Below are 24,248 nucleotides of genomic sequence, written 5' to 3' on the forward strand. Positions count from 1 at the left end.
TATACTTTATTGTCCTTTGATCTTTTGATTCTAATATATTTTTTATGTAATTTATCGCTTCATTTACATCTTGACAATTTTTTATTTGTTAATGAGACGGTTCTTTTTCCATAATCTTAGGTTTTCTAATTTATTCAAGAACAAGGTGAAATCTGTAACTGGTTAAAATTAATGCTTAATTGCTTTGAATTTCAACCTTTTTCACTCCTAAGGCTGTCACATAGGCTTTTAATTCCTCCATATAGGCTTTACTTGGTACTTTATCTTTTAAATTTTCCTTTTGAAAAGGAATCAGACCTGTTAAATGTAGACTTATAAGCCTATAGGTGACAGAGGGATGGTTCTTTAAGAGGCTTGCCACGCTGGTTAGTGTTTCTTTTATATCTACCATTTCCAGCGCCACAACAGTTCTTACTTCATAAGTCTTTTGGATGCTTAGAAGATATTGCAGGTTTTCTAGGTGTTGTTTACTCCTCTTTCCACATAATGTCTCTAGTGTATTGATCCCCTTAATATCTATCATGAATTGATCCGTTACTTGAATAAGTTCAATCATATCTTCTTTATTAAAAAAACCATTGGTATCAACAAAACAGCTTAAGCCTAGCCCTTTTACTCTTTTAAAAAGTTCTGTAATAAAAGCTGCCTGCTGGGTGGGCTCCCCGCCGGAAACCGTAACGCCTCTGATAAAGGGGGCATAGCCTTCAATCACTTCATAGAGCTGGTCTACAGTATATTCCCTTGTTTTAGGAGAAGCATTAAATCCACAGGTTCTTATACATTGATCACATCCTATACATAAAGCTTCCTCATAAATGACCTTGCCATCCACCATCTTTATAGCTTTTGTTGGACAAAGGCTTACACATGTGCCGCAATGGCTGCAGCAGTTAATGGTTTCAGGGTTATGACAGTAGCTACAGTTTATGTTGCAGCCTTGAAAAAAAATCGCCAATCGGTTGCCGGGGCCATCTACATTTGAAAATGGGATGATTTTGTTTACTTCTGCCTTATATTTCATCTTTTCTCAATCTTCTTTCAAAAACATGGGCAATGCTATTGGTGCCATAGCCTAAAATATCTGTATCTCGAAGAACCGCTTCGCCAGCTGCTGCCTTTTTTACTTCACTCTTTTTTACAAGATATCCTGTTACCCTTATGAGGTCAGTGTTATGTAGATAGGTGGTAATGTATCGTCCTCCCAAGGAAAAAGCTCCTTCTATAATATCTAGCACTGCTTCAGGCTTATCCAGATAGGTTTCATCAAAGGCAAAAAGATCACCTGTGCCAGAGATAAAGTACTCATGAAAGGGAATCGCCTGTTTTATATGAAGAGGAAGGATTGGTTCATCACCTACAGTAACCCGATGAGCTGGTGTATTGCAGGTATCCTCCTCACTGAGGTTAGCCCCTACTTGAGCATGTAAAAGATATCGATTATTGGTTCTTTCGCAATAAGGGGCTTCATGGTTATTAGCGACTTCTTGTATCCGTTTTAATATACTGTGGCCAATTTCATCACCTCTTTTAGAGGTGCCAAACCGCTCCTGTCGCCCCTCAAGCTTCAATAACTGATTCACTGCATCTGCCAATCCAACAATGCCAAACATAGCAGAGAAATTTTCTCTTTGAATATAGCCTTCTCTAACCAAGAAAGAGGTTTGAAAAAAATTTGATTCCTCCACCAAAAACTTGATCCGTTTATCCATCATAGTGGCCATGGCCTTTGTTACCTTAGGCAACCTATCCTTTAATAGCTCCTCTAGAGACTGTACTCCTTTTGCAATTGTCCCTAACCTAAGCCTTGGCAGGGTATAGGCACCGCCGCCATGGGGAAGGGCATTATAACAACTGACAATCCGATGTTCCCCCATATCTCTGCAATACTTTGCATCATTGCTGAAGGAAGGCTTTGATACCTTTAAACAAGCCTCTACCGCCTTTAGGGCAAAATTCTTAGGGGTTTTATCCTTATCGTATCTGATGGTCATATTAGGAGTAGGATTTTCTAATTCAATAACCGCCTTTAGGATCAGGTCTCCTGCTTTTGTCCTTTCTGGACCAATATTAGCATGACAGAAGGAGTCGGGAATAGATTTATCTACATGGTTTAAAAACCTTTTAATTTTCTTATAGTCCTTTTCCTCATGAGTAACAAAAGGATCAATCAGCCTATCAAGATCCCCAATAAATACAGGAAAAGAAGTGATAGAGGGGATATGTCTATAGAGAATCAGCAGATGATCTAATAATTCATCTAAATCTGTTGGTGGCTTTAGATCTAAAAAATCGCAGCCCTTTGATAGCAACACAGAATAATCCGGTACGATATATCGGGGTCGATAAGGAACATAGCCTTCATTTAAATCACATATCATTTCCTTTTCAATATACATCATTTCGATTTCATCATAATCTAATACTTCTCTGGGGTCTAGCAGCCTTTCTGCAGTATTAGCAAGATTAAAAAGCTTTTGCTGATAAGTAAGGCTTTTACTGGTGGCGATATCTAGGATATCTGTTGCTTTTGATTTCATATAACCAACTCCTCCTATAGACTCATTCTATATAGTATTATATCACAGCTGCTATTTTATAAGCTGTTAGAAATCTAAGACAGAAATGTAGCGTTTGTCTTCCCTAGTTACGTCATAAAGTAAAAGGAATCTTTAGAACAAATTCTTCCTTTGGAAGCTTTAGAGGATGACTTTGTTGAAATCTATATACCAAAAGTTCTCTATAATTTAATTATTGTACAGTGAGAACTTTCCTATAGATTATAAGAAAAGTGCTGTGAAATAGTAGCAATTTTTTCTCTATTTTATATTATGTATTATGCTGAAAATTACCTTAAGGAAACTATCTTTTTCTCGTGTAAAAATATATTTGTTGATTTGGAGGGTTGCCTATGGAAACTTCAGGTTTATTATTTGCTTTTACAATAACAGCTCTGGCAGGGCTCTCAACCACAGTTGGAAGTATGATAGCGTTGTTTACTAAGAAATCCAACAAAAAATTTCTTTCTTTATCATTAGGTTTCTCTGCAGGGGTAATGATCTACGTCTCTATGATAGAAATATTTTTTAAAGCCCAGGAATCTCTTGTGGGTGAATTAGGTTTAAAACTGGGTTCTTTGATCAATGTTATTGCTTTTTTTGGTGGTATGTTTTTTATAGGATTAATAGATAAGTTAATACCATCCTTTGAAGAAAATGTGCATAAAGAAACAACTTCTTCTACCGACGAAAAGAGTAAGGATGAGAAGCGGTTACTTAGAATGGGGATGTTTACGGCTTTAGCTGTAGCTATTCACAATTTCCCCGAGGGCTTCGCAACACTTATATCAACTCTTAGAGATCCTGCTTTAGGAGTCAGCATTGCTATTGCTATTGCTATTCATAATATTCCTGAGGGTATCGCAGTGTCTGTTCCCATATATTATGCAACAGGCAGTAGATCTAAAGCCTTTTTCTATTCTTTTCTTTCAGGGATCGCAGAGCCCATAGGAGCATTGATTGGTTACTTAATTTTGGCTCCCTTTATGACAGAGGTTGTCTTTGGTATTGTATTTGCTTCAGTAGGAGGGATTATGGTTTATATTTCCTTGGATCAACTATTACCTGCTGCAAGAGATTATGGTGACCATCATCTCTCTGTATATGGTACTATCCTAGGAATGATTGTAATGGCTATTAGCCTTGTTCTATTAGCCTGATGATTATTAACCAATAAAGAAATATGGTAAAAGGATTCTAGTAGTTTATAGAATCCTTTTATATTTGTTTGGATTGTTTTAAGAAAATGAATTACCCTTTATATATAAATAAACCAAGCTACTTAAAATTATTTTGTTTTGTAACATAAAAACCCCTGTGGAATAAAATAATTAGTATCGAAATAAAAGGAGGGAACCCTCTTGGAATTGCTCGTTATTTTAGAAAGTGTTCTTTCTTTATTTATTATGATTTTGGTGGGGGTTTATGGGAGTAAGAAAAAAATCATAACTGCAGAAATGAATAAAGGGTTAACAGATCTTCTTATACAGATAGCCTTACCTTTTATGATTCTTTCTTCTTTCATTTATACTTATGACCCTACGATTAAATCAAATGCCATCAAAACCTTTTACTATTCTATTATAGCTTATATTATTATCCTCCTTGTTTCATATTTGCTGCTATTACCAGTAAAGCATGATAAAAAAACCATATTGCATTTTGCGAATGTATTCATGAATACAGGTTATGTTGGATTTCCAATATTGTATGCTATATATGGTGCTGAAGGTGTTGTGTATGGATCTATATTTAATATGTTTTTCGTAATATTGCTATGGACATATGGCCTAATATTATTTAAGGGTAATTTTAATAGGAGGGAACTAAAGGAAGAGCTAATAAAGATTCTTCTAAACCCCTCTATTCTAGCAGTCTGTGCAGGTATTATCATTATGATTTTCAATATTCAATTACCAAGTTCCCTATTATCTAGTATAGAAGCTATTGGCAATATCACAGGTCCATTATCTATGATCATTATTGGAGCTATCCTTTCAAATGTTAAGCTAAAAAAGTATTTAAAGGATTGGACAATTTATTATGGAATAACTGTTAAGTTGATAATTATTCCTTCAATTATATACGTAATCTTCTTGTTAATTGCGCCTTCCTCCAAAGCTATGAATACTGTTGTTATTATGTCTGCCTTGCCTGCCTCCGCTATGACTTCAATCCTAGCAGAAAGTTTTGATAAAGAAAGGGAATATGCAGCTGTTGTTGTATCTGCAACCACATTGCTTTCTTTAATTACTGTCCCTGTACTATTAAAAATTATTTTATAAAAAGCATAAAAGACAAAGCTCTTATACAAGGAAAACAATTCTCTTCCTACTCCAGCATTTGCATCTGCGGTAAAACGGTATGCTGTTTTGTGAGTTAACCAAAACAAGTTTTTCTATAGCCTTTTTCCTAGTTGATAGAAAAACAAATCCTTCCCTTTATTGCTCAATAAGCATAAAAACTGAATATAACCTGTACTCTATAAATTCTACCCTCCCCCAAAATGTTTATTGTATTTTGTTTGGTTTTATTGTAGTTTTTTATCATGCGTTGCTTTTTACTCCTTCCTGTTAAAGGAAAATATGCCCGCAAAAATATTAGATGCTTAGAGTAATGTAAGGCACGCTTTTTTTCAACAATGTAGTAGGCAAAGCTTCCTTATTGGTTTAAAAAGTGTACCGATCCCTTTGGAACCTCAGCTTGCCAAATATTTATAAGTATTATACTATTAAGTAACAGTTTCAATAATTAAATCAATAACAAGGAGGTCTTTTTATGAAGTTTAACTATTATATGCCAACAAAAATTCTGTTTGGACCAGGTAAATTGAATGCTTTGGCAGAGGAAGTATTGCCTGGTAAAAAAGCTTTAATTGTTATCTCTTCCGGGGGTTCCATTAGAAAAAATGGCTATTTAGACCGTCTGATTACCATTTTACATAACCAAGATGTCGATTATGTTGTCTTTGACAAAATCCTGCCTAATCCTGTTAAAGCTCATGTTATGGAGGGCGCAGCCTTAGCAAAAGAAGAAAAATGTGACTTTGTTATCGGTCTCGGTGGCGGCAGCAGTATTGATTCAGCAAAAAGTATCGCTGTGATGGCCAAAAATCCTGGAGATTACTGGGACTATATCAGTGGAGGAAGTGGAAAAAGCCTTCCTGTACCAAACCCCGCTCTTCCTATAGTTGCCATCACTACTACGGCTGGAACAGGTACAGAAGCAGATCCTTGGACAGTGATAACTAAAGAGGAAACCAATGAAAAAATCGGCTTTGGCAATGAATCTACATTTCCTGTTTTATCAGTAGTTGATCCAGAGCTTATGATAACAGTCCCTAAACACCTCACTGCATACCAAGGCTTTGACGCACTTTTTCATGCAACTGAGGGATATATCGCAAACATAGCAACACCCATTAGTGATGCTTATGCTTTAAAAAGTATTGAGTTAATTGCCAAATACTTACCTATATGTGTTCAGGACGGTACTAATATTGAAGCTCGTACCCAAGTGGCTTTAGCCAATACCCTTTCCGGCTTTGTAGAATCTACATCCAGCTGTACCTCTGAGCATTCAATGGAGCATGCCCTGAGTGCCTTTTATCCTGATCTGCCCCATGGAGCTGGACTTATCATGCTTTCAGAAGCATATTATACCTTCTTTGCCTCCAACGCACCTGAACGATTTACAGCTATGGCACAGGCTATGGGTGTTGACATCGAAACGCTTCCAGAGGAGGACCGTCCTATGTCCTTTGTGAAGGCTTTGGTAAAGCTTCAGGAGGATTGCCAAGTCAGCGATCTTAAAATGTCTGATTATGGTATTAAAAAGGAAGAAATTCCCTCCCTCGCTGAAAATGCCCATAACACCATGGGTGGACTCTTTGAGTTAGATTGTTATACTCTATCCCTTGAAGAAACCATAGAAATTATGACTAAGGCTTATAAGTAGTTAATAAATGACAGGGTATGAATAGACTTATTTGTACCCTGTCTCATGAGGAAAAATCTATCTACAAATGAAAAGTATCGCGTTATCGTAAAAATAGAAATGGGGAGATGCATTAAATGATAGATCTACACATTCATACTACTTCGTCAGATGGTTCAGATGAGCCCAAAGATATTCTGATCAAGGCACAACAAGCAGGTCTAAAATACATATCTATTACAGATCATGATTCCATTGGTGCTTACAAAAAATTGCGAGAAATAAAAGTAAGCAGTTATTTCGAAGGTGCTATCCTTCCCGGTTGTGAGTTTTCTGTTGTTCACAATGGAAAACCTATCGAGATATTAGGATATGGTATAGACCTTGACACCATAAGTTCAACAGGCATTATCTCAGATGAAAAGTTTTTTGAAAGAGAAAATACTTACCTTAAAAAATTGAAGGAGGTATGTAGAAACCTCAACCTAAAATATAGTGATGATTTATCTATTCATACTGATAAGTATTTTGCAACACAGATTCTACATGCAGACCTTAGGAAATATCCTGAAAATCAAAAGCATTTTACTAAAGAAGTATGGGAAAGCCTCAATGCCTTTTATAGAACCTGCGTCAATAATGAAAACAGTCCTTTCTTTCTTGATCTACTGAAAAATTATCTCACTGTACAGGAGGCTGCTTCACTTATAAAAAAAGCAGGAGGCAAAGCATTTCTTGCCCATCTTTATGGCTACTTTGTAGATGATCATGAAACTTTTTTGAATTCAATCGTATCTTTAAATGTGCTTGACGGTATAGAGTGTTACCATTCCCTTCATACTATAGATAAAACAAAGTATCTTCTTCAATATTGTGGTAAACACAAGCTTTATGCATCAGGAGGAAGTGACTACCATGGAAAAATTAAGCCTAATGTGAAAATCGGGGAAAGCATCACTGGCACAAAAATTCCATATGAGGTATTAGCGCCATGGTTTCCTTATTAAACTTTACTATAAAAAACCGCTGCTGCTTGTGATATAATTTATTAGGTAGACTTTGTTGAAACATTATAGCCCTCATAGTTTGTGTAATTTTTGAGGGTACATAATTTCTTATGTATTATAAAAAAAAGAGATGAATTAAGGAGAGATTATTGGTGGAAAGAATAATAGGTACCGTTTCTAGGGGGCTTCGTACGCCCATCATCAACCAAGGAGATAACATATCAGAAATTGTTGTAAACACCGTATTAAATGCTTCTAAAGCAGAGGGCTTCAATATTAATGATAAAGATATTGTTGCTATAACTGAGTCCGTGGTTGCCCGGGCCCAAGGAAACTATGCAAGCGTTAACTCTATTGCCAAGGATGTGGCTTCAAAATTTGGTGAAAATACATTGGGGGTAATTTTTCCTATATTAAGTCGTAACCGTTTTGCCATTTGTCTCCGTGGTATTGCAAAAGGGGCCAAGAAGATTGTTTTAATGCTTAGCTATCCAGCAGATGAAGTGGGTAACCATTTAGTAGATATAGATATGTTAGATGAAAAAGGGATTAATCCATGGACCGATGTCCTTACAGAGGAACAGTTTAGAAATTATTTTGGGCATATTAAGCATACTTTTACTGGTGTAGATTATGTAGATTACTATAAATCCTTAGTTCAAGAATACGGTATTGAGTGTGAAGTGATTTTCTCAAACAATCCTAAAACAATATTAAATTATACAAAAAGTATTCTTACCTGTGATATTCATACTAGAGCTAGAACCAAAAGAATATTAAAGGCGAATGGTGCAAATGAGGTTTATGGGCTTGATGATCTCTTGTCAACCTCCATAGACGGTAATGGTTACAATGAAGCTTATGGTCTTTTAGGCTCAAATAAATCCACAGAAGAAAGCGTTAAGCTTTTTCCACGGGATTGCCAGCCTCTTGTTGATGCAATTCAGACTAAGCTCAAAGCAGCTACCGGCAAAACTGTTGAGGTTATGGTTTATGGAGATGGTGCATTTAAGGACCCCGTGGGTAAGATTTGGGAGTTGGCTGATCCAGTTGTGTCTCCAGCCTATACTGCAGGACTTGAGGGTACCCCTAATGAGGTAAAAATTAAATACCTTGCAGATAATGATTTTGCTCACTTAAAAGGTGATGCACTTAAGGAAGCCATTTCTGAATATATTAGAAATAAAAAGTCCGACCTTACTGGTGCTATGGCAGCTCAAGGCACTACACCTAGAAGACTCACTGACCTTATAGGATCCCTTTGTGACCTGACTTCAGGCAGCGGCGATAAGGGAACTCCTGTAGTTTATATCCAAGGCTATTTTGATAATTACACAAAATAGTATTTATATGCTTAATAGTAAAGCTCTTCCCTAGAAATCTAATAGGAAGAGCTTTTATTTGTCCAATTCAGGGTTGTTGCACTAATAAATACATAAGATAAAGAAAATATAGGCCTGATTTCAACATTTTGAATGCTAAATCTAAAATTCCTACGGAGTAGATTTTCAAAAAAAAATTAATAGCACACAATAAAATATACTGAATATAGTGTAGTGAAATAACACGAGCTATCTAACTAGAAAAATATGATTGTTTTAGGGGGGAGTTACATGAGAAGTATGGTGGGAGCTTGTAGTGAATTTATGCTGAAAGGCCACAAAAAGGCTAGAGTTTCTGGCCGTACCATGGATTGGTTTGAAGAAATGTACTCAAACTTCGTCGTCGTTCCTAGAGGTACTCACGTCTTTAGTTATTATGATGGGGAAGATAAGGAAAAACAACCGCTTAAACAGGGTATGCAATGGAAAACAAAATATGGCTTTGTGGGAATAGATAGTTGGAACTTACCTATCTATCTTGATGGAATGAATGAAATGGGGTTGTCGGCAGGTTTATTAGCTTTATATGGTTGCGGGTATCCTGAGCCCGACAAATGTCCAGAAAAAAATATATCCATAGGCTATCTATTACAATATGTTTTGGGAAATTGTAAAGATGTTAATGAGGTAAAAGAATTCTTAGAAAGTGGTGTAACTGTCTGTGATCTAAGTGTGCTATACGTAGCAGATGAACGCAGTCTTCATTTAGTTGTGCATGATGCACAAGGCAAAAGTTTAGTACTTGAGGCAGAGGATGGAGAGATTAAGATTTACCTTGATGAAGAAGCTTCTGTTTTAACGAATTCTCCGTTTTTGCACTGGCATTTACTCAATATGCGTAATTATTGTAACCTAACTTATAAAGATGCAACCTCTGACGGACCTTGGACTCCACTTGGTCATGGTAGTGGTATGCTAGGGCTTCCAGGAGATTCTACACCTCCCTCTCGCTTTGTTCGATTATCTATGTTTAGAGAGTTTTCTCCTATTAGTAAAGATGCCAACGAAGAAGTCCAGCAAGCTTTTCACATGATTAATAGAGTAGCTTTGGTTAATGGTGAAGATATTATAGAACGTACCCTTTGGGAAGTAGTTAGAGACCATGTTCATAGAATCTACTATTTTCGAACTAATCAAAATCAATCTATAAGGGCAATAGACTTGAAAGAAATTGATTTTAGTGGTTTTAAACAATATAAGCGTATACCTTTAACCACAGGTAATTTATATGAAGACGTAACGCCACTATTTGAAAAAGGTTAAATAAAAAAATCAGCTGCAATCAACTGACAGATAGATTTTGAGTAACCTATGCTAATGTGAGTCAGGGATTGCACTAAGTCATCTCCTGACTCATAATGTTTTATATGTCTTTTATTTCTGAAAACATTACTTGCATATAATTAGACTATACACATCACCGGATTAGAGCGTTATGTAAGCAAATAATTTCTTTTAAAAACTCAACCAATTCCTTTAACAATACTCTATCTACCATAAATGGTTATCTCAAGTTGCAGCTGATTTTCTTTTAGTCCTTCATTTAGCTAATCAAATATTGCTAAGAATTTATTTTTATCCATCAACCTGTTATATTAAGCTTATCCATATTATATCTCCCCTTGGTATTTTTATCATTTTGTCTTCAGAGCAAACCTTAACTTCATTGGACACACCAACCTACTCCTAACCTTTACTAGAATAAATCCTTTACATATGATGAGCTTCACTATCAACCCTATCCCATTTGTGGAAAATAAAAGAGGTAATAGAATTTCATTATTTGTACCAAGCCTTAGGATAATCTATCCATGCTGGTAACCTCGTATTAGGATCTCCCTTTGCAGTATTAACTTGAGCTTGTGTAATAAATAGACTCTCTGTAAGATTTGCCCCTCTGATATCTGCATCTCTTAAATCAGCTCCAATAAGGTTAGTCCCCCTCAAGTCACTTTCCCTCAGATCTGCTGCAATAAGGAGGGCTCCTGCTAAATCCTCTCCCATAAGGTTAATTTTTCTTAAATCTTCACCAATTAAATTTAGTCTTCCAGCAATTGTTTTTTTGCAATTTATGGTGTTTTTTTGATCTCTGGGAAACTTAATTCTCACGAGTTTACTAACCTTTTTGAGAAGGTCGTTAGCTTTTTCTCTATACGAATCTATTTCTAGCACTATAAGAGCATCAGCATTTAGATATGTAAGACCTTCTATTTCCCTTATCAAACACGCTATATCCTCCTGCATGGCACTATTCACTTTTATCAAAACTGCTTCTGTCAGATACCATAGCATTTCATGGAGTTGTCTCATAATGGAAAACACTTCAAACATTTGCCTTGCTGAATCTGGAGCTTCTTGCCAGTCCTTTCCATTATATGTGACTTGAGCAGCTTTTTGCCCTGCACCAAAACAGTCATAAGCTACGCATCCCTTTAGGCCTTTTTCTATAAGGCTATTGTGAATAGTACAGCTAAAGTTATGATGTAAATTTATACAAGGTTTACCAGCTTCTTTATCAGTTGGAAAACCTTCTGAAGTTGAAAAATACAAAGCAACACAGCAAAGGCCAAAACATTTTTGGCAATCATTTTTTAGATTCTCATATAATCTTGTATCAAATTTATCTCTATTTTTCCATGTCATGTCACTCACCCATATCCCTAAGCATTATATTCATTATTTCTCTAGTGTTCAATAAATTTACCTAAGATTCCTTCTTTCAGCTCTTCTTTCTTTTTTGCTTCAGTCTTCCTTTCAGCCGTTATTTCTGCTTTTAATTCTGTCCTATTCTCCGTTTTTAATTCTTCTTTTACCTTTTTATAGAAATTTCCAAGCTTAACTAAAAAAGGGTCCTACAGTAATCTGTAAAACCCTTGATTTTTGGGATTTGTGGGTAAAGAGTAAAGTGTCCATCCACGAAATGCGTTAGTCTTAATTGGATTTCAGTAATATCTCTTATAAAAAACCGCCTTTTCTCATGGCACGGTTCACCGTATCACTGTAGCTTCCGGGACATCCTCAAGTTCGTTCTTTAACTTAAATGTTATAGTTTTTATATTCATAATATCGCCTCCAATTATGGTATGTACACTATAATTGAAAACATTTAATAAAAATGATGATACTATAAATTTCTTATAGGGTTTACTTATAATAGACTAAATTCAATTTTACTATTATAAAGCGACATAGATATTTACCTCTATTCAGCTGTCGCCTAATTATATACAGGTTTTACATAGAGTTTTACTAAGTGCATCATCTTTAGATCTACTATTCACAACCTGTACCTTTTATAAAATAATACTAGTAATTAGAAGTCAAACAAACCCTACTTCTTTCATGTTTTTTCTACTCTGCCATTTCCAATGCAATCTTCATCATATTGGTGAAAGCATTTTGTCGCTCTTCAGAAGTGGTTGCCTCATGAGTTGCCAAATTGTCAGACACAGTAAGTAAACATGCTGCATTTTTTCCAAGCACCTTTGCATTATGGAAAAGGGCAAAAGCTTCCATTTCTACAGCTACACAGCCATATTTATCATAAATTTTCTTATACTCTTCAAAATTTTCTCTATAAAACACATCAGAAGAATGAATTCTTGCTATCTGCATCGGAATCCCTAGCTCATCTGCAAATCTCATAAGCCTCTGGTTTAGTTCTGGTGTTCCTTCAATAACATCACTTTCGTAGCCGCCTTGTACCTTAGCATAGCTAGATTCACTCCAGGCATCCTTGGCCAAGATTACATCATACAGCTTTGCATCTGGAGTGTAGCCTCCACAAGATCCTATTCGAATAATGTTTTCTACGTGGTAAAATTTGTAAAGCTCATAGGAATAAATTCCTATGCTAGGCATTCCCATACCGCTTGCCATAACAGAAATTTTTCTTCCATTATAAGTTCCAGTATAACCTAAAACATTTCGAACGCCATTAAACTGTTTTACATCAGCTAAAAATGTATCTGCTATAAACTTTGCTCGCAGGGGATCGCCTGGCATTAAAACAGTTTTTGCAATTTCATCCTTATTTCTCGACTCAATATGTGGTGTTGGTATCATCATACTTCCTCCTTTATAATTCAGCACCCCAACCCTGCCATAAAAACTAACTCTAGGGGTAGAGAACTTTAGTAATAACACTTAATTTTTTCTTATAATTAAATTATATCTACTTTATCTGTTTTTTCAAGGTTTAAGTATTTAATAATTGAAATTATTTGATTCTTTATATATTTAAAGCCTTCTCCTTTCCCTTCATCCTTCTAGTCTATGTTATATATGGAACGATATAACCTAAAAAATCGCCTTTACTTATGATACGATTCACCGTACCGTTGTATTAGCGGTTTTTATTAGTAATATACATAACTTGGGATAAAAGTAGATCATAATATGTAATTAATTGTGTCGCTACTCCCTTTCCCCAGTTGCCGCCGGGTTATTAAAACCGCCCCTAAAACTTCTACAGCACTAGCTTTAAACTTCTTCTACATGATTTAGGGGAACCCATCCCTTTGTGTCCAGATTATCTTTTTTAGCTCCCCATATCCAACCATTTAATACCTTATCCATAATTATAATTTCGTCTACTTCTATATCAAATTCTCTTGCATCATAATCTTCTAGTACAATACCACTATCCTCATTTCTATTGATTATTTGTTTGGGAACCCATCCTTCATTATTTTGACTCTTACAATATATCCAACCAGCCCAATCGCTATCTTCACTGGACTCCTCGCCGCATATAACTCTTTCATCCTTAAATAAACTTATTGGATTTTCCGAACTGGTTTTTCTATTTTTAGTCACTCTATACTTTTTCATGTTTACATCTCCTATCTTTTTTATAATGAGCCTTAGATCATCATGAAACCACCACTTTACTTAAACATCATACCAAAACGAATATGACAACAGTATGTCATGTTCATTTATACATTTTTAAAATATTTTTTGCATTAACTTTCAGTTCATCAATTATCGATTGTGGTGATATCACATATGCTTTATCACCCAGGCTTTGTATAAAATCCATTGCGTAATGATGATTAGTGTATACAAGATGAAATTTTATACGGTTATCTTCGGTAATTTCATAGGAGTCTTCACCATAGCTATCAACAATTTGATATTCAACGGATCGGTCGATGAGCATAGTAATTGTTTTTTCTTCACTTTCAAAATAGATATCAAGATCAAGTTTTTCCCTGGGGATATCCCTACGAGTGAACTGTTTATTGATTGTTTTCAAATGACTAATTCTATTAAGTTTAAAAAGCCTAAAATCTTGCCTTAATTTACAGTATCCAAAGACATACCACTCAGACCACTTGAAAGTAATAAAATAAGGTTCAATTTCCCTGCTAGAAGGTCCTTTTAACGAAAAGTAATCTAACTCTACCTCTTGATTTCTACTTATGGCATCTCTCAAAAGGCTTATTTTCTGTGAAAGACTTGTCTTATGAAAAGAGGTTAGATCTATAATGATGTTACTACTAATAGATATAATGTCCTCTTGTTTTAATGCTAACTTCTCTAGAAGAAGGTTCATACTAAAATTCTTTGATATACTTTCAATGCTTTTTAAACCGATTATTATATTATCTAGTTCATCGGTTGATAGTATGCTTTTATCTAGCTTATAACCCTCTGCAATACTTATTCCGCCACCACCGCCTTGATATGTCACTACGGGAATACCTGCTTTGCATAAATTCTCTATATCTCTATGGATAGTGCGGATAGATACTTCAAATTTTTCAGCTAAAATTTTTGCTGTCGTCTTTTCATTATTTAAGAGCACTGTTACTATTCCAAGTAACCTATCTATTTTCATATGTTAACCACCCTTAGTTACATCGTAGTGTCAAGTTTGACACTCTTTTTTTACTAACTAATCATTATATTTCAAAGGTTTCAAAGTTTTTTTATATAAATAAACAATGGCCCCCATTTCTTGATGTAATTGAAGTTCCTCAACAACAATTTCAAAAGAAAGGTTGGTCATTGTGAACTCAATTATAACTTATTTACTTGTATATATTCAATACTTACATAAAGAAATTTTTAACCTTACTCTTTTTATTGCTAAATACATTCCCCTTAAACAATGGGCTTTTAATGATGCTCAAAGTCCAGAGTGCCAGAAATTCAAGATTGATAAGCTTCCTCGAATCTTAAAGTTTGAAAAGCATGATTATCGATTCCTTCTTGCTTACTATAAGCATCATTATGGTAAAGACACTAAGCCTGTTAACCGTCGTAATGGTAGAGCTATTCCTGAGAATATTTTTTGTGCCCGTTGTGATGCTCCTCACCACTATCTTTATGACAATAATGGTGGTAATGGACGGTATCAGTGCAAAGTCTGTGGCCAAACCTTCAAGACCGGTGAAGTTGTTAAAAGGCCTTTGGTTCTTATGTGTCCTCACTGCTCCCATACTCTTGTTCCTAGGAAGGATCGTAAGCACTTTAGGGTTCATAAGTGTACCAATAAAAAGTGTTCTTACTACTTATCGAATCTCAGAAAGCTACCTAAGGATTTAGCTCCTGAGGATAAACACAAATACAAGCTTCACTATATTTATCGTGAATTTACTATGGACTTTTTTAAAATGCATCTTCATGCCTTACCTAATTGGGCTACTAATTTTAAGTTTAAGAGGCAAAATCCTCATGTCATGGGGCTTTGCCTTACTTATCATGTCAACCTAGGTCTGTCTTTAAGAAAAACTTCTCAAGCTCTTAAAGAGATTCATAATATCAGTATTTCTCATGCGATGGTTGCTAGTTATGCCAAAACTGCTTTTGTTGCTGATGGTTACAGTGCTTATCCTTTAGCATCTCAGCAATTTGCTATCCAAGAAGATAAACTCTTTGATATTACTCAGGTTATTGGTCTTACTAATGATGACCCTATTTCTAAAGAGTTTAGGTCTTTAAAGCAGAAAATTGAAAGGCTTGACAGAACTTTTAAGGCTTCTTATCGTGTTACTTGTGGTTATGGTAGTGATGATGGTGCTGCCTATGGTGTTAGTCTGTGGGTTACCTATTACAATTTCCTTCGTCCTCATGATTTGTATCGTTGGAGACGTCCTTTAAATCAAGTAGATATGCTGGATCAGACTTCTAACATGCCTGGTAAATGGCAGCTCCTCATTTTTCTTGGTCAGCAAACCATCTTAAACATGCAGCAAAACATCGCTGTTTAACTCTGTCTGCTTTTAGATTCTTGAACCTGAGGTACCTAGCCATCCGAAGGACTTGCCCTTGATGGCATGTAAAAAACAATGCTACAATACTGTGAATGAGACGGTGAAGTCTATCTGCTTTTGAGTTCTTTCGCCGTCGGTTGTAATTCCAGAGCATTGTTTGTCATGCTGTCAAGGGTGGCGGCAGCTAGCAGGCCTCTTAGTTTGTCATTGAATTTTATGTTTACCCAATCTTTTTTTGTCTTTTTATGCTTTCTGTTAGAAGCATTTTTGTTTGTTTAGAGTTTTCATAAGCTACTTTACACTACCATCTTTAAACCCAATTATTCAATAGGTAGATCATGTTGTTTCAAGAAAGATAATTTATCCCAATACCCTCTCTGAAACACTATTTAATCATTTACAGCTTGGAAAATCCACCGTCTTCTCATGTAACACTCTCATTATTTCATATATTTTACAAGTAGTATTGACATTTCCCACTGTCATTTTTTTCAGACCCCGTCCACTTGTCCCTTATTTTTCTCAAAGTCACTTGTCATAAAACTAGTATCCTATATATCAAATTTTTCGCCTTAAACTTTTTACTTTTTTTGTTTTTAGTATACCATTTATAAAAATATATTCCGATAATATAAATAGATAATAATTCTATATAGAGGTGAAGAATATGGTTATTGATAATAACTATCAAAGTTCAGCAGTCAATTATACTAACTCTTACAATAGCAAGAAGCCTAAAATAACTTGGGAAAATTATTTTAGTAATTACCTGAATGAAGATTTTGAAGACCAATTTGAAGTAAAAAAAGGTAGTCCAAAAGAATTTGCTGAAAAATATAACCTTACTATTATACGATTACCTGCTACATCCGAAGACATAATGCTTGGAAACAACTTGTTTTCTCCATTCACAGTTAAAGAAGGCTTTGGTCTCAATAAAACTGAAAATAGTATTTCTTTAATTCCTGGAACCAACATTGATTTAGGAAATGGAATGGTTATAAGAATTAAAGACAACATAGTAGATATATTCTGTAAAGATGATGGCTTATATAATGAAGATAATTATATTAACGCAGGTAAAATGGCTGCAGCATTAAATAAATTTATTAGGTATGCAAATGGACAAAGTGGTTCTTTTGGTTTTGACAATGAACAACGGAAACTAGTTATATCTGTATTGGAAAAGATGGGCATAAACACAAGAATACCTTTTGAAGTTAATCATACACACTTTAGTACAACTGAAAGAGGTGCTAGTACTTTAGAAAAAATGGGTGTAGACCCATCAAATACAATATTGCCTGATTACATGATGAAACAAGTCATCTCAAGATATGAGTCTAATTCTAAATGGATATAAGTTCTAAGTCAAGTAACTCTAGCGGTTATTAGGCTTCTTTCAAAACCCAGTGGCAAATTTCCACTGGGTTTCCCCCCTGTGAGATCAAAAGCCATAACCCCTCCAAAGGTTTTAATATATCGGCTTTTATCATAATTAGATAAAAAGATTTCTTTTCTATCGTTCCCTCGCTGTATGATATGATAGGTGTAAAATTCTCCTTCTTCTTCCTGAAACATAACTTTTTCTATAGATATTAAATATAATATAGTGCATTAAATTAATTTATTTGGAGGTTAGAATAATGAATTATCACTTATATCAAATGCCTATGATACAAAATAGACAGCCAATACAATATACTACATTAGTAGATCCTTACGTTGTAGAAACATTAAGGATGATTATAGGCCAATCAGTAGTGATTGAAACAGTTAGAGGAAACCTACAAGGTATAATAGCAGATGTAATGCCTGATCATGTTGTTGTGAGGTCATATGATAGTGACACGATATTCTATGTTCGTATACAACAAATTGTCCATGTGATGCCAACTTAAAAGGAAAGGGTTCTTTGTTCTAGATATAGTAAGCAGGGACTGTCCTTGCTTACTATATCTGGATTCGATTATCACTATCTTTGTTGCTTTGTAATATTTATATTTGAGTTGTAATACGGTCTCTAAACCATATTATAACTCAAATAAACTCACCTCAGTATATACCTTATTTTCCTTACCTCTTATAATTAAAAAACTAAAAACAAATATATAACTCCTCTTAAACTCCAGTAATTTCAATAATTTCATTGCAAAACCCCTATCATTTATGCTCCGGTTCACCGAAACAAATCAAATACAAAGTTCAATTTGACCGATACTTTTACTTCACTATATAAGATAAACCCTACTTTTGTAGGGTTTAAATATACATAAAAAGAATGCATTCTTCTGTTATTTAATTTTTCTTTCTTCAACATAAGCACCCGTAAGTTTTAAGAAGAAATTATGAAAGTTTTAGCTAGTATCTTGATTACTTTGTAAATTTTTTTCATACCAAATCTGAAAAACATATATTAAAAGGGCTACTCCGATCATCATTAAATATGTAATATGTGGTGACATTTCACCTGAAGCTAATCCAAGGTTTTGTTGTATTGGATACCATAAATATATATATACACCATCCAATATTAGGTTTGTTATCAAATAAACAAAAAATTTTCCGTAGGTAAACTTGAAAATCCATATTGTTGCTACTAAATATGCACTATATACCCAAGGAATATTTGCGACTTTGTCCCATTCAAACAGCCCAGGTTCTCTCCACCAATTATAATGATATGCGGCTTGGTAAATAAGAGTGACGACTACAGTAACAAACAATGCAACTGGAAGAAATCTTTTAAGGGTTTTATTTCCAATTAGCACTAGTGATGCAATAGGAGCTAGAAATATTAGCCATTGTATTATTTGTTTCACATTAATTCTCCTTTAAAATTAATACTTCAATTATCTAATTATTCCCCCTATGTTTAGATTAAATGTATTGATTGGAAAAACATTAAAGAATCTTATTAAATCAGTATTCTCCTTAACTTCTTCATGTACTGAAAGATATATTGCATCATTAAGCATTATCATTGGTTCTAAGTTATTAACACTGTTATTACTACAATTAGTTACTAACATCATAACCATCAGTGATAAATAAAAAAAAGCTTTTTTTCATAATTACTCCAGGTTGCAAATTGTATAGTTTTATCTGTAGCACTTTTTTGTATAGCTTATATTGTGGGTCTTATCCCTTAGGTGATTAGGACAACTTTATAATAATTGCGCTACTTCATATCCTAAAAATACTACTGCTACAAAACTGTAGTCACTTATGGTATGGCTCGCCTTATCGTTCTAATGGCGGTTTTTATCAATAATATATATCTTGAGAAAAAGTAGATTATGTCTTGTACTCGAAATAGCAAGTTAGACTTTTTTACTAATTTCATCTGTTATTAATGTTTTAGAAATATACATCGCTTTTATTATGTTCTTTAAGCGGGTGTGATGAGATGCACCCTCCATAAATTTCAACTGTGCTTTTCACATTTATTGATAATTCAACAGACAACACTTAGCGCTTCTATCAATTCTTCTCCTGTATATTTTTCCATAGTATTTCTCCTCAAATATATATTTACCTGACTTGTATTATAATAAAACTGGTCTTTATCTATATAGTGAATTCACCAGTATTAATTTTTCAATAGCCTTTTTTTCATCTGCTAAGAAAAATATATCTATTCCCTTGTTACTCTCATAAATAAAATCTCTTAAACTCTTGCTTGAATATATAGAAAAGTCCCCAACTATAGCTATTTTCACGCGATAATTAATGAACTTTTGCAAAATTTCTCCTGCAAGTCGTGTTTTTAAGTTGAAAAAGTCCTCATATATTGCTGATTTATTTAAAATTATTGAATCGCAGCCAGTCTCATAGTTTACTGTTGCAATAAAATCTAGTGCCGACTGTACATCAATGATGATAATTTCGTTACTACTTACAATAGCAATATCTACGCCATTCTCTTTTATTTTTTTTATTTTCATGTTAGTCCTCCAATGAATGGTTTTTCTTTAAAATTATATAATTGTTATTGAAGTCCATCTTGCTAGTAATAGACATCAAACTCCTTTAAAGACTTAGCAAGGCGCAGTCCCAGGTCATCGATGTAAAACGTCGGATGACTACGACGACGATTCGAAGCAAGGCAACCTCTGGCTGGATCAGACCAACCACCGCCGCGAAAAATCCTGTAGGAACCATATACCTTTTCGTCATATACATCCCAACACCACTCCCATACATTACCTAACATGTCATACAGACCCCATGCATTCGGTTCCTTTTTTCCTGCTTCATGTGTTTTTCCAATAGAATTTTCCTTATACCAGGCAATCTTATCAATTTCTCCATATATAACCTCTGTCGTTCCTGCTCTACACCCGTATTCCCACTCTGCTTCGGTAGGCAGGCGATAGCCCTCCGATTCCCAATCACATGTAACATCTTCACCATTACTGCTTATGGAGTAACTTTCTCTTAATCCCTCTCTCTGAGATAGTAAATTGCAAAATTGAATTGCATCATACCATGAGACATTCTCTACAGGATTTTGATTTCCTTTAGAAGAGGAAGGTGCCTTTTGTGTTATATCATAATACAGATCCTGGGTTACAGGATATTTGGCGAGAAGAAAAGGTTTTATTTCGACTTTCCATTTATGTTTTATTCTATCGTCTCTTAGCACGATTTCTCCCCTTGGAATTTTTACCATTTGATTCTTGGCATAGGTCTCTACTTCATAGGACATTTCTTTCCCTCCTATCTATACAGCAATAGAATATCCTTTTGATTCAATACTATAATTAATACTTTTAGATAGATTCTTGTAATTATATTTGTTTATTCAGTAAGCATTGAAATTGAACTTAACATGCTTTCAATAAACTTTACGCTACCCCACAAAATAACTCTTAGCCTTTTATCTTTCTCATCATATTTTACTTGAATTGTGGATTCACCGACCTCTGGGTCTTTACAGTTGGCTATTGCTATAAGTGTATTTGATATTCTTATATATTCCTCCTTTTCGGTTTCATTGATGTCTATCACAGATGATACATATATCCGCTGTCGTGTAGTCTCTACCTCTTCTCCCACAGTAGAGTAATCAAAGCTTAGCCCCTTATCATTTTTTCCATTACCCTTTTTGACATTGTTTTTTTCCATAAAAACATTTAAATCATGTTCTGAAATTCTCCACTGTTTTCCAACCTTACTTGCTCCAAGTTTACCTTCAGTTATAAATTTTCTAATGGTTTTATGATGCATGCCTAGGAATTCAGCAATTTTGTCCACTGTATAAAATTTATTTTCCATATCACGTAATCCTTTCTTAATGGCTTATTCCAAAATTATAATTGATTTTTATGCTATGGTCAATTGATTTGTTGTGCTTTATTGCACTTTGTTGTGTTTTGTTGATAATAATTGTATGTTAAACCTACTTATCTATACAAAAAAAATAGCCCTTCGTTTGAAGGACTACTTTTTCGAATCAAATTATGAAGTTTCTTTCTCTAATAGTCAGCCATTAGCATATCGGAATACATATTTCACATTTATGATTGGCAATCATCTTGGTAGCATACCTTTCTATTATCGGTCTTGAATAATCCATGTTGAAGCCACTCCTGTTTAACTTAGGAAAAATATCTGCCCATGCCTTTTGAACCGCTTCAGCAGTATGTTCAATTTCAAAAACTACATATTCTCCACCTGCAGTCTCTCCTCCTTGCACATACTCGTCATCAATCTCGTATTCATCAGAAACAACAATGCAAGTGTCATACCGACACTCTTCTGCTTTAGTTACTGATGGGTCGTCTTGGGCAATCCCCAAAATAATCGAATCATGGTTCAGCAAAGATTTCTCTCGAGCCCATGTTTTCAGTTCTTCCATTGTTCGAACGTTGTTTACTCCATATGGTCCTGTATTCCGAATATAAGCAATTTTATAGTGTGGAATTATTTCAATAGTTGTTTTCATTATATATCAAATCCCTTCGAATTATTATTAGACCGGTCAATATGAACTTATCACGCTTTAAAATGAAAAGCAAACTAATTTTTAAAAATCATTATTTCTACAATAGATGATTAAAGATGAATATCAGAGCGATATTTCCTGTTCTTTATCATCTCCTTTGTGCCGCCCCCTTTATTTCCTTTATTTCCTTTTTTTTCCTCTTGAACCTAAAGAATCATCAATAATTTGCCGATAATAAGGCATCATAACTTAACACAAGAAGTATTATTCGGGTACTGAAGGTCCACAATCCAATACCCATGGATGTATGGGGGTCAGGCTTGAATTATTTGTTGATTGAAAAAAACCATTTCAAAATTTGTAGAGAAGAGTTCTTACCAAATAATTAAGTGAGGTGAATATTCAATGAAACAAAATTTAAAACAAGTTACGCTTATTACCCTTATAGCATTACTGACAAACCTTTTCGCAAGTTTTACTGCCCAGGCACAGGAGCAGTTTTCTTACGAGCAAGAAGCCAGAATATTATATGACTTGGCCCTGTATAAAGGAGTTTCAGATACAGATTTTGAGCCTGATCTGGGTGGAGTCTTAACCAAAGAGAAGGGGGTTGTCATGCTGCTGAGGCTGTTTGGAGTTGAAGAAGCAGCGCTGGCGTTGACGGATGCGGAAGCAGATGAAAAGCTCGCGATGTTTACGGATGCTGCTGATGTAGGTCTTTGGGCAAAAAAACAAGTGGCTTATGCAGTTGACAAGAAATATATTAAAGGGTTGCCGGACGGCAGCTTTAGACCCAAACAGGCATTAAATGGTAAGCTGTATTGTTCAATGATTTTACAAATGCTTGGTTACGATGGGGATTTTGACTACAACACTGCAGCGACGAGCTTGTCACAAATAGGCGGTCTTACATCAGCACAAGCAATAAAGTTTAATAGTGACACTGCAATTAACAGGGATTCTCTGGTCGGTATATCCTTTGGCTCGTTGCAAGCGAGGACGAAGGCGCCAGACAGTAAAAAAGTAATCGAAATACTTATCGAAAAAGGTATCGTGGATAAACAGGAGGCGATAGTTGCAGGAGTGATAAAAGGGCTGAGCTCCCTTACCATAAGCAACGGGCAATTGAGTCCATCTTTTAACCCTTCTATTTTTCAATACACTGCTTCCGTTTCTTCATCCGTATACAGTATAACGGTCAATGCAAGTGCTGAGGAAGGAAAAGTGTACGTTAACGATACACTTATAACAGAAGATGGTGGTTCAGTGAATCTTTCTACAGGGAATACAACCATTACCGTATCTCACAGATCACAATTTGATGAATTAAGCACTGATTACTATATCACGATGACAAGAGAAGCGCCACCCATTAGCCCCTCGGAAAGTAGTAATAATAATCTGGCATTACTATCCATAAGCGGAGGGTCGCTGTCGCCTGAATTTAACACTAATATCACAAATTACTCCGTATCGGTCACCTCGGCTGTTCATCATATCACTGCAACGGCAGAACTGGCAGATGCAAGCGCAAGCTTGAGAATTAACGGGATAGCAACAGCGAACAACACGGTATCAGCTCCAATTAATCTTGTGGTTGGTGAAAACCGTGTGGTTGTAAGGGTGCAAGCAGAAAATGGTGCTACAAAAGACTACACCGTGACAGTTATAAAAGCTCCTAAACCGCTAAGTCCGAAGCAATATTCTTACGAGAAAGAAGCCAGAAAAATATATGACTCAACTCTGTTTAATGGAGTATCAGATACAACCTTTGAATCTGATCTAGGTGGAGTTTTTACCAGAGAGCAGGGGATTGTCATGCTGCTGAGGATCTTTGGCGTTGAAGAAGAAGCGCTGGCGTTAACGGATGAGGAAGTAGATTCAAAGCTTGCGCTGATTACAGATGCTGCTGATGTAACTCATTGGGCAAAAAAACAAATAGCTTATGCAATCGACAAGGGTTATGTTAAAGTTATGCCGGACGGCAGCTTTGGACCAAAACAAGTATTGAATGCTAGAGCGTATAGTTCAATGATTTTACAAATGCTTGGTTACGATGGGGATTTTAACTACCGCACTGCAGCGCTTAGCTTGGCAAAAAAGGCGGTCTTACAGCTGAACAAGCAAAAAACTTTAATAGTGACACTGTAATTAACAGGAATTCTCTGATGGGTATATCCTTTGGCACGTTGCAA

21 protein-coding genes are annotated in these 24,248 nt (G+C 35.1%); 10 read left to right on the forward strand and 11 right to left on the reverse strand.

All coding sequences use genetic code 11. The features are described from left to right. Nucleotides 1-175: 175 nt before the first annotated feature. Complete coding sequence (locus tag BMX10_RS05680; protein WP_090440672.1) at nucleotides 176-1,021, reverse strand: YjjW family glycine radical enzyme activase; 846 nt, start codon at nucleotides 1,019-1,021, stop codon at nucleotides 176-178. Next, nucleotides 1,011-2,537: a YjjI family glycine radical enzyme gene (locus tag BMX10_RS05685; RefSeq protein WP_090440675.1), complete on the reverse strand. Its 1,527-nt coding sequence runs from the start codon at nucleotides 2,535-2,537 to the stop codon at nucleotides 1,011-1,013. The genes BMX10_RS05680 and BMX10_RS05685 overlap by 11 nt, the downstream gene beginning before the upstream one ends. A 371-nt stretch (nucleotides 2,538-2,908) precedes the next feature. On the opposite strand from BMX10_RS05685, the gene zupT reads away from it, so the two are divergent. The 6 genes from zupT to BMX10_RS05715 all read left to right on the forward strand — a co-directional run bounded on the left by zupT (nucleotide 2,909) and on the right by BMX10_RS05715 (nucleotide 10,143). Continuing rightward, the gene (gene zupT / locus BMX10_RS05690) at nucleotides 2,909-3,715 is read left to right on the forward strand and encodes a zinc transporter ZupT (RefSeq protein ID WP_090440678.1); all 807 of its coding nucleotides are present in this window, start codon (nucleotides 2,909-2,911) and stop codon (nucleotides 3,713-3,715) included. A gap of 201 nt (nucleotides 3,716-3,916) precedes the next feature. Continuing rightward, the gene (locus BMX10_RS05695; protein WP_090440681.1) at nucleotides 3,917-4,840 is read left to right on the forward strand and encodes an AEC family transporter; all 924 of its coding nucleotides are present in this window, start codon (nucleotides 3,917-3,919) and stop codon (nucleotides 4,838-4,840) included. Between the two features lie 493 nt (nucleotides 4,841-5,333). After that, nucleotides 5,334-6,512 (forward strand): iron-containing alcohol dehydrogenase, encoded by a 1,179-nt coding sequence (locus tag BMX10_RS05700; RefSeq protein ID WP_090440684.1) that lies wholly within the window; start codon nucleotides 5,334-5,336, stop codon nucleotides 6,510-6,512. 116 nt (nucleotides 6,513-6,628) lie between these two features. Beyond that, nucleotides 6,629-7,498 (forward strand): PHP domain-containing protein, encoded by an 870-nt coding sequence (locus BMX10_RS05705; RefSeq protein ID WP_090440687.1) that lies wholly within the window; start codon nucleotides 6,629-6,631, stop codon nucleotides 7,496-7,498. A gap of 152 nt (nucleotides 7,499-7,650) precedes the next feature. After that, the gene (locus BMX10_RS05710) at nucleotides 7,651-8,841 is read left to right on the forward strand and encodes a coenzyme F420-0:L-glutamate ligase (protein ID WP_090440690.1); all 1,191 of its coding nucleotides are present in this window, start codon (nucleotides 7,651-7,653) and stop codon (nucleotides 8,839-8,841) included. A 270-nt stretch (nucleotides 8,842-9,111) separates the two neighbouring features. Then, nucleotides 9,112-10,143: a linear amide C-N hydrolase gene (locus tag BMX10_RS05715; protein ID WP_170834704.1), complete on the forward strand. Its 1,032-nt coding sequence runs from the start codon at nucleotides 9,112-9,114 to the stop codon at nucleotides 10,141-10,143. A 516-nt stretch (nucleotides 10,144-10,659) separates the two neighbouring features. On the opposite strand, the gene BMX10_RS05720 is transcribed toward BMX10_RS05715, so the two are convergent. The 4 genes from BMX10_RS05720 to BMX10_RS05735 all read right to left on the reverse strand — a co-directional run bounded on the left by BMX10_RS05720 (nucleotide 10,660) and on the right by BMX10_RS05735 (nucleotide 14,725). Next, a complete protein-coding gene (locus BMX10_RS05720) occupies nucleotides 10,660-11,523 on the reverse strand; it encodes a pentapeptide repeat-containing protein (protein WP_090440695.1) in 864 nt (287 codons plus the stop codon). A gap of 708 nt (nucleotides 11,524-12,231) precedes the next feature. Further along, a complete protein-coding gene (gene deoD / locus BMX10_RS05725; protein WP_330387816.1) occupies nucleotides 12,232-12,945 on the reverse strand; it encodes a purine-nucleoside phosphorylase in 714 nt (237 codons plus the stop codon). A gap of 417 nt (nucleotides 12,946-13,362) precedes the next feature. After that, complete coding sequence (locus BMX10_RS05730; RefSeq protein WP_090440698.1) at nucleotides 13,363-13,713, reverse strand: SH3 domain-containing protein; 351 nt, start codon at nucleotides 13,711-13,713, stop codon at nucleotides 13,363-13,365. A 103-nt stretch (nucleotides 13,714-13,816) separates the two neighbouring features. Continuing rightward, nucleotides 13,817-14,725 (reverse strand): helix-turn-helix transcriptional regulator, encoded by a 909-nt coding sequence (locus BMX10_RS05735; protein WP_090440700.1) that lies wholly within the window; start codon nucleotides 14,723-14,725, stop codon nucleotides 13,817-13,819. 172 nt (nucleotides 14,726-14,897) lie between these two features. Between BMX10_RS05735 and BMX10_RS05740 the strand changes: the two genes are divergently transcribed. The 3 genes from BMX10_RS05740 (at nucleotide 14,898) to BMX10_RS05760 (ending at nucleotide 18,004) form a co-directional block, all read left to right on the forward strand. After that, complete coding sequence (locus BMX10_RS05740) at nucleotides 14,898-16,100, forward strand: DDE-type integrase/transposase/recombinase (protein WP_090440702.1); 1,203 nt, start codon at nucleotides 14,898-14,900, stop codon at nucleotides 16,098-16,100. A 670-nt stretch (nucleotides 16,101-16,770) separates the two neighbouring features. After that, nucleotides 16,771-17,466, forward strand: a complete 696-nt coding sequence (locus BMX10_RS05750; protein ID WP_090440705.1) for a hypothetical protein — start codon at nucleotides 16,771-16,773, stop codon at nucleotides 17,464-17,466. Between the two features lie 283 nt (nucleotides 17,467-17,749). Further along, nucleotides 17,750-18,004, forward strand: coding sequence for a DUF2642 domain-containing protein (locus BMX10_RS05760; RefSeq protein WP_208976112.1), 255 nt, complete (start codon nucleotides 17,750-17,752; stop codon nucleotides 18,002-18,004). A 456-nt stretch (nucleotides 18,005-18,460) separates the two neighbouring features. On the opposite strand, the gene BMX10_RS05765 is transcribed toward BMX10_RS05760, so the two are convergent. The 5 genes from BMX10_RS05765 to BMX10_RS05790 all read right to left on the reverse strand — a co-directional run bounded on the left by BMX10_RS05765 (nucleotide 18,461) and on the right by BMX10_RS05790 (nucleotide 22,053). Next, nucleotides 18,461-18,925: a hypothetical protein gene (locus BMX10_RS05765; protein WP_090440711.1), complete on the reverse strand. Its 465-nt coding sequence runs from the start codon at nucleotides 18,923-18,925 to the stop codon at nucleotides 18,461-18,463. Between the two features lie 744 nt (nucleotides 18,926-19,669). Beyond that, nucleotides 19,670-20,050 (reverse strand): DUF4180 domain-containing protein, encoded by a 381-nt coding sequence (locus BMX10_RS05775; protein ID WP_090440714.1) that lies wholly within the window; start codon nucleotides 20,048-20,050, stop codon nucleotides 19,670-19,672. Nucleotides 20,051-20,112: 62 nt separating this feature from the next. After that, the gene (locus tag BMX10_RS05780; protein WP_090440717.1) at nucleotides 20,113-20,814 is read right to left on the reverse strand and encodes a formylglycine-generating enzyme family protein; all 702 of its coding nucleotides are present in this window, start codon (nucleotides 20,812-20,814) and stop codon (nucleotides 20,113-20,115) included. Between the two features lie 92 nt (nucleotides 20,815-20,906). Next, nucleotides 20,907-21,383, reverse strand: a complete 477-nt coding sequence (locus BMX10_RS05785; RefSeq protein WP_090440719.1) for a helix-turn-helix domain-containing protein — start codon at nucleotides 21,381-21,383, stop codon at nucleotides 20,907-20,909. A gap of 214 nt (nucleotides 21,384-21,597) precedes the next feature. Then, the gene (locus tag BMX10_RS05790) at nucleotides 21,598-22,053 is read right to left on the reverse strand and encodes an AraC family transcriptional regulator (RefSeq protein WP_090440722.1); all 456 of its coding nucleotides are present in this window, start codon (nucleotides 22,051-22,053) and stop codon (nucleotides 21,598-21,600) included. A gap of 405 nt (nucleotides 22,054-22,458) precedes the next feature. Here BMX10_RS05790 and BMX10_RS05795 point away from each other — a divergent pair, with 405 nt between their 5' ends. After that, entirely contained in the window at nucleotides 22,459-24,204 is a 1,746-nt protein-coding gene (locus BMX10_RS05795; RefSeq protein ID WP_090440725.1) for a cadherin-like beta sandwich domain-containing protein, read from the forward strand. Nucleotides 24,205-24,248: the final 44 nt, after the last annotated feature.

The organism is Natronincola peptidivorans (assembly GCF_900111615.1).
Taxonomy (GTDB): domain Bacteria; phylum Bacillota; class Clostridia; order Peptostreptococcales; family Natronincolaceae; genus Natronincola_A; species Natronincola_A peptidivorans.

What these genes read in the sequence shown, in the direction of transcription:
- BMX10_RS05680 (WP_090440672.1), bottom strand. Translation starts at nt 1,021, where the DNA reads ATGAAATATAAGGCAGAAGTAAACAAAATCATCCCATTTTCAAATGTA.
- BMX10_RS05685 (WP_090440675.1), bottom strand. Translation starts at nt 2,537, where the DNA reads ATGAAATCAAAAGCAACAGATATCCTAGATATCGCCACCAGTAAAAGC.
- zupT (WP_090440678.1), top strand. Translation starts at nt 2,909, where the DNA reads ATGGAAACTTCAGGTTTATTATTTGCTTTTACAATAACAGCTCTGGCA.
- BMX10_RS05700 (WP_090440684.1), top strand. Translation starts at nt 5,334, where the DNA reads ATGAAGTTTAACTATTATATGCCAACAAAAATTCTGTTTGGACCAGGT.
- BMX10_RS05705 (WP_090440687.1), top strand. Translation starts at nt 6,629, where the DNA reads ATGATAGATCTACACATTCATACTACTTCGTCAGATGGTTCAGATGAG.
- BMX10_RS05715 (WP_170834704.1), top strand. Translation starts at nt 9,112, where the DNA reads ATGAGAAGTATGGTGGGAGCTTGTAGTGAATTTATGCTGAAAGGCCAC.
- BMX10_RS05720 (WP_090440695.1), bottom strand. Translation starts at nt 11,523, where the DNA reads ATGACATGGAAAAATAGAGATAAATTTGATACAAGATTATATGAGAAT.
- deoD (WP_330387816.1), bottom strand. Translation starts at nt 12,945, where the DNA reads ATGATACCAACACCACATATTGAGTCGAGAAATAAGGATGAAATTGCA.
- BMX10_RS05730 (WP_090440698.1), bottom strand. Translation starts at nt 13,713, where the DNA reads ATGAAAAAGTATAGAGTGACTAAAAATAGAAAAACCAGTTCGGAAAAT.
- BMX10_RS05735 (WP_090440700.1), bottom strand. Translation starts at nt 14,725, where the DNA reads ATGAAAATAGATAGGTTACTTGGAATAGTAACAGTGCTCTTAAATAAT.
- BMX10_RS05750 (WP_090440705.1), top strand. Translation starts at nt 16,771, where the DNA reads ATGGTTATTGATAATAACTATCAAAGTTCAGCAGTCAATTATACTAAC.
- BMX10_RS05760 (WP_208976112.1), top strand. Translation starts at nt 17,750, where the DNA reads ATGAATTATCACTTATATCAAATGCCTATGATACAAAATAGACAGCCA.
- BMX10_RS05775 (WP_090440714.1), bottom strand. Translation starts at nt 20,050, where the DNA reads ATGAAAATAAAAAAAATAAAAGAGAATGGCGTAGATATTGCTATTGTA.
- BMX10_RS05780 (WP_090440717.1), bottom strand. Translation starts at nt 20,814, where the DNA reads ATGTCCTATGAAGTAGAGACCTATGCCAAGAATCAAATGGTAAAAATT.
- BMX10_RS05785 (WP_090440719.1), bottom strand. Translation starts at nt 21,383, where the DNA reads ATGGAAAATAAATTTTATACAGTGGACAAAATTGCTGAATTCCTAGGC.
- BMX10_RS05790 (WP_090440722.1), bottom strand. Translation starts at nt 22,053, where the DNA reads ATGAAAACAACTATTGAAATAATTCCACACTATAAAATTGCTTATATT.
- BMX10_RS05795 (WP_090440725.1), top strand. Translation starts at nt 22,459, where the DNA reads ATGAAACAAAATTTAAAACAAGTTACGCTTATTACCCTTATAGCATTA.